This window comes from Klebsiella sp. GN_Kp190 (assembly GCF_040061795.1).
GTDB classification, from domain to species: domain Bacteria; phylum Pseudomonadota; class Gammaproteobacteria; order Enterobacterales; family Enterobacteriaceae; genus Klebsiella; species Klebsiella michiganensis.
This window is the reverse complement of sequence record NZ_JBEAFN010000073.1, coordinates 85,951-96,330: the sequence shown is the minus strand read 5'-3', so window position 1 is coordinate 96,330 and position 10,380 is coordinate 85,951. Positions and strand designations below refer to the sequence as shown.

12 protein-coding genes are annotated in these 10,380 nt (G+C 52.2%); 9 read left to right on the top strand and 3 right to left on the bottom strand.

Annotated elements, in window-relative coordinates:
- Together ABLU67_RS26970 and ABLU67_RS26965 are read left to right on the top strand one after the other, a co-directional pair.
- Nucleotides 1-275: sodium ion-translocating decarboxylase subunit beta (locus ABLU67_RS26970; RefSeq protein ID WP_348852600.1), on the top strand; the 275-nt coding region annotated here is incomplete at its 5' end.
- A gap of 209 nt (nucleotides 276-484) precedes the next feature.
- Nucleotides 485-1,189 carry a hypothetical protein gene (locus ABLU67_RS26965; protein WP_025108158.1) on the top strand — a complete coding sequence of 235 codons (705 nt, stop codon included), beginning with the start codon at nucleotides 485-487 and terminating at the stop codon, nucleotides 1,187-1,189.
- 27 nt (nucleotides 1,190-1,216) lie between these two features.
- Here ABLU67_RS26965 and degS read toward each other — a convergent pair whose 3' ends face one another.
- The 3 genes from degS to zapG all read right to left on the bottom strand — a co-directional run bounded on the left by degS (nucleotide 1,217) and on the right by zapG (nucleotide 4,303).
- On the bottom strand, nucleotides 1,217-2,278 hold the full coding sequence (gene degS / locus ABLU67_RS26960) for an outer membrane-stress sensor serine endopeptidase DegS (RefSeq protein ID WP_009651894.1): 1,062 nt from the start codon (nucleotides 2,276-2,278) through the stop codon (nucleotides 1,217-1,219).
- Between the two features lie 86 nt (nucleotides 2,279-2,364).
- Nucleotides 2,365-3,732: a serine endoprotease DegQ gene (gene degQ, locus ABLU67_RS26955; protein ID WP_014226999.1), complete on the bottom strand. Its 1,368-nt coding sequence runs from the start codon at nucleotides 3,730-3,732 to the stop codon at nucleotides 2,365-2,367.
- A 172-nt stretch (nucleotides 3,733-3,904) separates the two neighbouring features.
- Nucleotides 3,905-4,303 (bottom strand): Z-ring associated protein ZapG, encoded by a 399-nt coding sequence (gene zapG, locus ABLU67_RS26950; protein WP_004854637.1) that lies wholly within the window; start codon nucleotides 4,301-4,303, stop codon nucleotides 3,905-3,907.
- A gap of 190 nt (nucleotides 4,304-4,493) precedes the next feature.
- On the opposite strand from zapG, the gene zapE reads away from it, so the two are divergent.
- From zapE to ABLU67_RS26915, 7 genes are all read left to right on the top strand, one after another.
- On the top strand, nucleotides 4,494-5,627 hold the full coding sequence (gene zapE, locus ABLU67_RS26945) for a cell division protein ZapE (protein ID WP_224385169.1): 1,134 nt from the start codon (nucleotides 4,494-4,496) through the stop codon (nucleotides 5,625-5,627).
- Nucleotides 5,628-5,846: 219 nt separating this feature from the next.
- Complete coding sequence (gene rplM, locus ABLU67_RS26940; RefSeq protein WP_004106200.1) at nucleotides 5,847-6,275, top strand: 50S ribosomal protein L13; 429 nt, start codon at nucleotides 5,847-5,849, stop codon at nucleotides 6,273-6,275.
- A 15-nt stretch (nucleotides 6,276-6,290) separates the two neighbouring features.
- Complete coding sequence (gene rpsI / locus ABLU67_RS26935) at nucleotides 6,291-6,683, top strand: 30S ribosomal protein S9 (RefSeq protein ID WP_000829815.1); 393 nt, start codon at nucleotides 6,291-6,293, stop codon at nucleotides 6,681-6,683.
- Between the two features lie 311 nt (nucleotides 6,684-6,994).
- Nucleotides 6,995-7,633 carry a stringent starvation protein SspA gene (sspA, locus tag ABLU67_RS26930; protein ID WP_014226997.1) on the top strand — a complete coding sequence of 213 codons (639 nt, stop codon included), beginning with the start codon at nucleotides 6,995-6,997 and terminating at the stop codon, nucleotides 7,631-7,633.
- A gap of 3 nt (nucleotides 7,634-7,636) precedes the next feature.
- Nucleotides 7,637-8,125, top strand: coding sequence for a ClpXP protease specificity-enhancing factor (gene sspB / locus ABLU67_RS26925; protein WP_014226996.1), 489 nt, complete (start codon nucleotides 7,637-7,639; stop codon nucleotides 8,123-8,125).
- A 754-nt stretch (nucleotides 8,126-8,879) separates the two neighbouring features.
- Nucleotides 8,880-9,560 carry a DUF1120 domain-containing protein gene (locus ABLU67_RS26920; protein WP_032751486.1) on the top strand — a complete coding sequence of 227 codons (681 nt, stop codon included), beginning with the start codon at nucleotides 8,880-8,882 and terminating at the stop codon, nucleotides 9,558-9,560.
- An 85-nt stretch (nucleotides 9,561-9,645) separates the two neighbouring features.
- Nucleotides 9,646-10,377, top strand: a complete 732-nt coding sequence (locus ABLU67_RS26915) for a fimbria/pilus chaperone family protein (RefSeq protein ID WP_224398802.1) — start codon at nucleotides 9,646-9,648, stop codon at nucleotides 10,375-10,377.
- The last annotated feature ends 3 nt before the right edge of the window (nucleotides 10,378-10,380 follow it).

The following is a 10,380-nucleotide window of genomic DNA, read 5'->3' as shown; positions in this document are numbered from 1 at the left end:
TGGTGCTGGGGGTGATTGCGTTCTGCGTGGGGACGGCGGCGGGGGTGCTGATGGCGAAGCTGCTGAACCTGTGCAGCCGGAACAAAATCAACCCGCTGATTGGCTCGGCCGGGGTGTCGGCGGTGCCGATGGCGGCCAGGGTGTCGAACAAAGTGGGTCTGGAGTCGGACGCGCAGAACTTTCTGCTGATGCACGCGATGGGTCCGAACGTGGCGGGGGTGATTGGCTCGGCGATTGCCGCCGGGGTGATGCTCAAGTACGTGCTGGCGATGTAAAAACGCGTTGTTCCCGGCTCGCGCTGCGCTTAGCCGGGCTACCGGATCGCAGACGGCTGTAAACCCGTAGCCCGGGTAAGGCGTCAGCCGCGACCCGGGGATTATCCCGGAGGCGGCGCTTAACGCGCCTTGTCCGGACTACCAGACTGCACGGACCCGTAGCCCGGTCAGCGCAGCGCCACCGGGAGATTTCCTATAAGGAGGCTTTGATGAATGAAACCATAACATTACGCCCCGAAAGCAGGGCATCGATATCGACAAAGGGTGTGGTCGTGGATGACATGCTGGCGTCGCTCAACGAGCTCGAGCAACTGCATCCGGCGCTGAATCTGCTGGCGCATCCATCAATCGGTCAGGGGAGTCATGATTTCTTTTTCCAGTGTTATGATGCTGGCGTACAGCATGCGCAAGCGGGAGTCGCTGAAACGGTATCAGCGCTGCCTGATTCGCTGTCACATGAGCAGCAAAGATGCGCGCTGCTGTGTGCCGCAGCGGGTCGCCTGAATGCCCTGGGCCAGCCGCTGACGCACAATCGTCTATGCGATCTGGCCGGTCAGTATTGCGCCAGCGTGGCGGATGCTGATGCCGAAACCCGCAGCGGTTTTTATACCGTACGCAGCATATCGCTGCCGGTTTACCGGCGGCTGCTGCGGGATAAGCATCCTTCTGGCATCTGTCTGCAGCAGGCGCTGCTGCACCTGCTGGCCTGGAAGAGCGATTCCCCCTGGGCCCGGCAGCAGGCTCAACGGTTGCTCTGGCAGGGCGGCGTTCTGGGGGATAAAGGCGAGTTTGCGCTCATGACGCTGGATGACGAGCTGCGGGAGCGCCAGTTTGCGTGGCCTGACCTGCGGTCGCTGCTGGCCATAACCGGGTTTCTGGCGACATTCCCGGCCGGGCCGCTATTTGCTGATTGAAAGGTGCTCCCCCTGCGGGGGAGCCTGTTAATTGGTTGCCGGATATTCCTGTACGGCGATATGCAGCGTGATTTTTTTATCGTCGCGCATAATCACCACCGGAATTTCCGAACCCGGACGAATCTCTGCGACCTGATCCATGGTTTCGAGGGCGGAAACGGCGGGCTTGTCGTTAACGGAAATAATCACGTCGTTGGCGCGGATACCCGCCTGGGCGGCCGGGCCTTCCGGCGCAACATCATTCACCACAATCCCCTGCAGCTGATCGATACCGCCGCCGCCCTGCGCATGCATCGGCGCAATTTCGCGGCCGCTGATCCCTATATAGCCGCGAATCACGCGGCCATCGCGGATCAGCTTATCCATAATCTTGGTTGCCAGCTGGAAGGGGATCGCAAAGCCGATGCCCTCCGGCGTTTCGCCGTCGTTGCTTTTATCAAATGACAGGGTGTTGATACCCATAAGCTCGCCCAGCGAGTTCACCAGCGCGCCGCCTGAGTTACCGTGGTTGATCGACGCGTCGGTCTGCAGGAAGTTCTGGCGCCCGGTGGGGTTCAGGCCGATACGGCCGGTGGCGCTGATAATGCCCTGGGTAATGGTTTGCCCGAGGTTGTACGGGTTGCCAATCGCCAGCACGACGTCACCGATATGCGGCACGCGTTTCGGATTAATCGGAATGACCGGCAGGCCGCCGCTGGCGTTGATTTTTAATACCGCCAGATCGGTGAGGGTATCGGAGCCGACCAGCAGCGCTTCAAAGACCCGTCCATCCTGCAGAGCAACAATAATCTGGTCGGCATCGTTGATAACGTGCTTATTGGTCAGGATATAGCCGCGCTGATCCATGATCACGCCGGAACCGAGCGTTAGCTGGTTATGGCTGGTGCTGTTGAGGGCGCGGTTATAGACGTTCACGACCGCTGGGGCGGCGCGGCGAACGGCGGAATTATAGCTGGCGGGGGATTCATCCGCGCTATCGTACTGCGTGGTCGGCGAAAGCTGCCACTGGCGCAGCGAAGGCATAACGGCCAGCAGCAGGCCGCCGACAATCAAACCGATAAGTATCGAACGTAAAAACTTTCCAGGCATGATGCAGATATCGTTGATGGATAGACAGGCGCAGCATAACACGTCTTGTCCGGACATCGCACTGCACGCGATGCCCGGAAGGCGAGTTAACGCAGCAGCAGATAGATGCTTTCGCTGCCGCGAATGACGTTCAGCGCAATCACCGTCGGTTTGCTTTCGAGCACTTTGCGCAGTTCGGCAATGGAGCGCACGCGCTCGCGGTTGAGGCCAATAATGATATCGTCTTTATGCAGGCCCGCCTGCGCGGCCGGGCTGCCTTTATCGACATTATCAATGACGATGCCTTTGGTTCCGTCTTTCATCTGACCGTCGCTTAACGATGCGCCCTGCAGGGCCGGTGCGATAAGCTCGGCGCTGGCGGAAGAAGAGGTGCTCTTGTCCAGAGTGACTTCCACTTCAACGGGTTTTCCTTCGCGCAAGAGTCCTAGCTTCACTTTGGTGCCCGGCTCGGTCGTGGCGATGCGTGAACGCAGTTCGGCGAAGCTGTTGAGCGGTTTACCGTTGAGGCTGACGATAACGTCACCAGATTTAATTCCCGCTTTGGCCGATCCGGAGTTTGGCAGCACCTCGCTGACGAACGCGCCGCGCTGGACGTCAAGGTTCATCGCTTTGGCGATATCCGCGCTCATTTCCATACCTTTAATACCCAGCAGGCCGCGTTTGATTTCACCAAACTGAATAAGCTGCTGGGAGAGGATTTTCGCCATATTGCTGGGGATCGCGAAGCCAATGCCGACGCTGCCGCCGCCCGGGGCCAGAATAGCGGTATTGATACCAATCAGCTCGCCGTTGAGGTTCAGCAGCGCGCCGCCGGAGTTGCCGCGGTTGATTGAGGCATCAGTCTGGATAAAGTTCTCCAGCCCCTCAAGGTTCAGGCCGCTGCGGCCAAGGGCTGAAATAATCCCTGAAGTGGCGGTCTGGCCCAGACCAAACGGGTTACCGACGGCGACGGCGAAGTCGCCCACCCGCAGTTTATCGGAGTCGGCGATCGCGATTTGCGTCAGGTTGCTGGGTTTTTGCAGCTGCAGCAGGGCGATATCGCTCTGCTCGTCGCTGCCGACCAGTTTGGCATCGAACTCACGCCCGTCGTTGAGCTGGACGCTGATTTTCTGGGCCTGATTAATGACGTGATTATTGGTCAGCACGTAGCCTTTTGCAGCGTCAATAATGACCCCTGAGCCCAGGCCTTCAAAAGGCTGCGCCTGCTCTTGCGGCGCGTTGTCGCCAAAGTACTTCTTCAGCTCTTCCGGCATATTTTGCGCGGGTGACGCGGTACCCTCAACCTGTACGCTCACCACCGCCGGCAACACTTTCTCCAGCATCGGCGCGAGGCTTGGCAACGCGCCCTGGCCGGGAACCTGTGTCGGTAAAGACGCTGCTGCCGGAGGTAAGGCGGACAACGACAACCCAATGCTTAACGCTAACGCACTCAACAGCAAAGTCGGTTTATTCATTAGTTGCTGGCTCTCGTAACCTAAGGTGTATGGGAAACGTCCCGAATGGCCCGATGTTATTGAATTTTCGACCCGGTAACAACGTGGGCAATCGTTAAATTGTAGCTGGGATGGAAGGTGGAAACGGGCGCAGAGGGTGCGCCCGGAAAATATTTTTACTGTCGTTGCCGGTTTAGTCGCGCTTTACGCCGCCGCGCAGCAGACCGGATGCACCTTCAGAGTAGTCGCGCGGCATCTGGACCGGGGCCTGATCGTTGCCCGCTTCGGACTCTTCCAGACGATTGCGGAACGGGTTGGCGTCCGCCATGCTGTCCGGCAGCAGGTTGTTGGAGCTTTTCGCCATATGCTGATACAGCTGGCGGTAATCATGCGCCATGTTATCCAGCAGCTCTGCGCTCCGGGCAAAATGGCTCACCAGCTCTTCGCGGTACTCTTCCAGCTCTGCTTTATTCTTTTCCAGTTCGAACTGCAGCGCCTGCTGTTGGCGTAATTTGCGATTGCCAAAACGCATCGCGACGGCACCGATAATGATGCCGACAACTAGCCCAATTAGCGCGTATTCCCAGGTCATGAACATCTCCCGTTGTTTTGTGGTTCCGTAGGGTGGCTGTGAGGCTCTCCGCCTGCGCCCGATAGTGCCACTATAACCGCTAATTCCACAGAAGTGGAATCCTGGCGTATCATCACGTAGTGTAGAGCGGCCTTTTTTTCGTCAATCGTGAGCTACGGCATTACGGTTTTCAAGGAATAACAATTAGATCATGCAAAGCCTGTCCCCAACATCGCGTTACCTTTCCTCTCTCAAGGAGGGGAGCCATCAACCTGACGACGTCCAGCGAGAAGCGGTCAGCCGCCTCGATACGATTTATCAAGAACTGCAGAATAAACCTTCGGTCGCGCCGCAAACCGGCGGCGGTCTGCGGGCCAAATTCGGCAAACTGCTGGGCAAGCGCGAACCCGTTGCCGAAACGGCTGCCGTTCGCGGCCTCTACATGTGGGGCGGCGTCGGCAGAGGAAAAACCTGGTTGATGGATCTGTTCTATCAAAGTTTGCCGGGAGAACGTAAACAACGTCTGCACTTTCATCGCTTTATGCTGCGGGTTCATGAAGAGTTAACGTCGCTGCAGGGGCACAGCGATCCGCTGGAAATCGTCGCGGATCGCTTTAAAGCTGAAACCGATGTGCTCTGCTTCGATGAGTTTTTCGTTTCTGATATTACCGATGCAATGCTGCTGGGCGGCCTGATGAAAGCGCTGTTTGCCCGCGGCATAACCCTGGTGGCGACGTCGAATATTCCGCCTGACGAGCTGTACCGCAACGGCCTTCAGCGCGCTCGTTTCCTGCCCGCCATCGACGCCATTAAACAGCATTGCGATGTGATGAATGTCGACGCCGGTATTGATTACCGCCTGCGCACGCTAACCCAGGCGCATTTGTGGCTGTCGCCGCTGAACGCTGAGACGCAGCAGCAGATGGATAAACTGTGGCTGGCGCTGGCGGGGGCGAAGCGCCAGCAGATGCCAACGCTGGAGATCAACCATCGCCCGCTGCCGACGCTGGGCGTTGAGAACCAGACGCTGGCGGCTTCCTTCGCCACGCTGTGCGTGGATGCGCGTAGCCAGCACGACTATATTGCGCTCTCGCGTCTGTTTCATACCGTGATGCTCTTAGATGTGCCGGTGATGACCGGGCTGATGGAGAGCGAGGCGCGGCGCTTTATCGCCCTGGTCGATGAGTTCTATGAGCGCCACGTTAAACTGGTGGTCAGCGCGGCGGTACCGCTGTATGAGATCTATCAGGGCGAGAGATTAAAATTCGAGTTCCAGCGCTGTTTATCGCGCCTGCAGGAGATGCAGAGCGAGGAGTATCTGAAGCGGGAACACCTGGCGGGGTAAAACCGGGGACAAATCACATAAAGGGGTCGATCTTTGACCCCGACTTCTCTATAATCTTGCGACCCCACGTTACGAGAAGGTTTTTTTCCCAAAACTTTCTATGTGCCGGCATAGGCTATTCGAAGGGGTAGGTTTGCTGGACAATGTCGTGTGAACCTCAACTGACTAAACGTTTGGGTGTTCACCAACGTGTAACTTATTTATTTGGGTAAGCTTTTAATGAAAACTTTTACAGCTAAACCAGAAACCGTAAAACGCGACTGGTATGTTGTTGACGCGACCGGTAAAACTCTGGGCCGTCTGGCTTCCGAACTGGCTCTGCGCCTGCGCGGCAAGCATAAAGCGGAATACACTCCGCACGTTGATACCGGTGATTACATCATCGTTCTGAACGCAGAAAAAGTTGCTGTAACCGGCAACAAGCGCGAAGACAAAATGTACTACCACCACACCGGCCACATCGGTGGTATCAAAGAAGCGACCTTTGAAGAGATGATTGCCCGCCGTCCTGAGCGTGTGATTGAAATCGCGGTTAAAGGCATGCTGCCAAAAGGCCCGCTGGGTCGTGCTATGTACCGTAAGCTGAAAGTTTACGCGGGTAACGAGCACAACCACGCGGCACAGCAACCGCAAGTTCTTGACATCTAATCGGGATTATAGGCAATGGCTGAAAATCAATACTACGGCACCGGTCGCCGCAAAAGTTCCGCAGCTCGCGTTTTCATCAAACCGGGCAACGGTAAAATCGTTATCAACCAGCGTTCTCTGGAACAGTACTTCGGTCGTGAAACTGCCCGCATGGTAGTTCGTCAGCCGCTGGAACTGGTCGACATGGTTGAGAAATTAGATCTGTACATCACCGTTAAAGGTGGTGGTATCTCTGGTCAGGCTGGTGCGATCCGTCACGGTATCACCCGCGCTCTGATGGAGTACGATGAGTCCCTGCGTGGCGAACTGCGTAAAGCTGGCTTCGTTACTCGTGATGCTCGTCAGGTTGAACGTAAGAAAGTCGGCCTGCGTAAAGCACGTCGTCGTCCGCAGTTCTCCAAACGTTAATTGTTTTCTGCTCACGCAGAACAATTTGCGAAAAAACCCGCTTCGGCGGGTTTTTTTATGGATAAATTTGCCATTTTCCCTCTACAAACGCCCCATTATTACCACTTTTTCAGCATTTCCAGAATCCCCTCACCACAACGTCTTCAAAATCTGGTAAACTATCATCCAATTTTCTGCCCAAATGCAGGTGATTGTTCATTTTTTGTTTGGATGACGAACGAAATGAAGTCACGCAAATGGGGTTTTTACATCTGGCTGGCCATGCGTGGTCGGCAGCAGTACAAAAATTCTGAATATACCTGGAGGTTTTCATGGCTGTCGCTGCCAACAAACGTTCGGTAATGACGCTGTTTTCTGGTCCTACTGACATCTATAGCCATCAGGTCCGCATCGTGCTGGCCGAAAAAGGTGTTAGTTTTGAGATAGAGCACGTGGAGAAGGACAACCCGCCTCAGGATCTGATTGACCTCAACCCGAATCAAAGCGTACCGACGCTTGTGGATCGTGAGCTCACTCTGTGGGAATCTCGCATCATTATGGAATACCTGGATGAGCGTTTCCCACATCCGCCGCTAATGCCGGTTTACCCGGTGGCGCGTGGGGAAAGCCGTCTGTACATGCACCGTATCGAAAAGGACTGGTATTCGTTGATGAATACCATTCAGACCGGTACCGCTGCGCAGGCTGATACTGCGCGTAAGCAGCTGCGTGAAGAACTGCAGGCGATTGCGCCAGTATTCACCCAGAAGCCCTACTTCCTGAGCGATGAGTTCAGCCTGGTAGACTGCTATCTGGCACCGCTGCTGTGGCGTCTGCCGGTTCTCGGCGTAGAGCTGGTCGGTGCTGGCGCGAAAGAGCTTAAAGGCTATATGACTCGCGTGTTTGAGCGCGACTCTTTCCTCGCTTCTTTAACTGAAGCCGAACGTGAAATGCGTCTCGGTCGGGGCTAAATGATGGATGTATCACAGCTGACGCCGCGTCGCCCGTACCTGTTACGAGCGTTCTATGAGTGGCTGCTGGATAACCAGCTGACTCCGCATCTGGTCGTTGACGTCACTCTGCCGGGCGTAATGGTCCCGATGGAGTACGCTCGCGATGGGCAAATTGTTCTCAATATTGCCCCACGTGCTGTCGGTAACCTCGAGCTGGCCAACGACGAAGTGCGTTTTAACGCGCGCTTTGGCGGCGTGCCGCGCAATGTCTCCGTGCCGATGGCGGCCGTGCTGGCGGTTTACGCGCGCGAGAATGGTGCGGGAACCATGTTCGAACCAGAAGCGGCTTATGATGAAGATGTCACTAGCCTGAACGATGACGAAGAGCTGCCTGACAGCGAAACGGTCATGTCGGTGATCGATGGCGATAAGCCGGATAATCACGACGACGATCCCGACGATACGCCGCCTCCTCGCGGCGGCCGTCCGGCGCTGCGCGTCGTTAAATAATGTTTATCAGGCCCTTCGGGGCCTGTTTTACTTTCTGCCATTCACCGTGATTGCCGTAAAGCATCCCTCTTTAATTCTCTATTTCATACTCTCCGATGCGGGGACGTGGCGCTGATTTCAAACTCCGCTAATAAACTTCATATTTCTACTACACTCCGTGTAGGGCTCCTGGGTTGATTGTATTCCCCTTTCCACCCCCTTTTAACTGTATATCCGCTATCTGGTACGTCTTTAGTTAAGCTATTAAGCTGGGTTGCCGATGAGCGAAAGAGCTTGCTGAGTCTGTAATACATCAGGGGGTGGCTGAAATTATAATATAGCGCGGTAAATTTTTGTGAATTTATTGAATTCATATAATTAATATTCTAGTGTTTGATATTAACTTATTTTCCTTGTAAATGACTGTTCGGAATAATGGTGTTTTATTGCCGCTATGATGATAAAATATATCAATATTATTTTTATCGTTTATGGCGGTTTTATAATTAAAGTCAATGAATATTCATGTTAAGGCGCAAAAATCGTTGAGTTTTTGCTACGATTCATTGTTTTTTTGTTTTTATTTACGTGAATTTCAGAAGGGTATTTATATGGCTTAATTATTGATTAAGTTTTTCTACATTTAAAGTTAATTTTTCTAAGTGTATTTTATTGTACCCTTTCATGTATTGTTCGTTTCGTATTTAATACGCATGCTTTCATTTAAAATGCGTTTATTAGATATATAAACATATTATACGTTAAGGATTGACTCATGAAAAAAACACTTCTGGCTGCCATTCTGGCAATGAGCGCGACTTCTGCTATTGCTGCTAACCCCTCCGCAGTATTAAAAGTAAAAGGTACTTTGACTAATGCTGCATGTACCCCAACTTTGAGTAATGGTGGTGTGGTTGATTATGGCATTATTAACTTGGGTATGCTTTCTGCTACTCAAGTTAATCAGCTGGGGCAGAAAGATATCGATTTAACTATTAATTGTACTTCACCAACCAAAGTATCATGGAACCTGGTTGATGAGCGCAGCAGTTCTAACGCAAATCTTGTCGTTGAAAACGCGACCTTTAATGGAATTTCTCTTCAAAGTATCGATCAGACTTACGGAGTTGGTAAGGCTGGCGAGGTAAATATTGGTTCATATTCTCTTTTTATAAAAAATAATAGCGTAACAGCAGACGGGAATAACGTTGACAATATCATTGTCGATTATTATGATTTAGGTGGAACTTGGAGGAATAATACTAATGGTACCACGGTAGGTAGCTCCTATCGCGATATTACTGTTGCGAATACCGGTTCTGTAGAACCGCTGGCATTCAAAACCGCCACTTTCCCAATGGCAACCTCTCTGGCAATTCAAAACACCAGCACGCTGGCTATTACTGACGATACCCCTCTGGATGGCCAACTTACCATCAGCCTGCGTTATCTGTAATTTTTAATATCATAAATTAATAATTAATAGGGGAAGTGTTTTGGCTATCCCCTATATAGAACGACCAGATTAACACGGAGTGTTAATGCTTAAGAAGGATTTTATTATGAGTTTATTTAATTCTTCAGCTATCAGATTGTGTATTGTCTCTGCATTTTGTCTGACCGCGCATTCAGTTTTTGCGGAAGGTATGGTGCCGGAGACAAGTTTACTGGTGATTGATGAAGCTACCCATAGTGGTACAATGAATGTTAAAAACACGGATGCGCATCCTGCATTACTGTATACCGCTATTATCGATTTACCAGATGAAAGTGAAGATATAAAAATAATGCCTACACAGCCTGTCATCCGCGTCGAACCTGGGCAAACACAACAAATTCGGTTTATTCTGCAGAATAACACACCACTGGAAGTGGAGCATTTTAAACGCGTAACGTTTGAAGGTATTCCGCCTAAAAATAATGATAAAAGAATTAAAATTGGTTTTAATATTCGCCAGGATTTGCCAGTTCTTATTCGCCCTGCTAACCTGGCTGTTGTTACTGATGCATGGAAGTATCTTCAATGGTCAGCAAAAGGAAATGAAGGGAAAGTCGTTAATCCAAGTAAATATGTTGTGCGGTTGGCTCGTGATATGATTTTTCTTCCTTCGGAAGCAACGGGGTATATTAATAAAAGCTATATTTTGCCCGGGGAAACATTAAAGATAACTATTTCAAAAAATATCGTTAGTGACAATAAAGTTAAATTTTTCCCTGCCAGTCGGTATGGTGTTGAAGTTCCAAGTTTTATTACGGAATTAAATGAAAGATAAGAA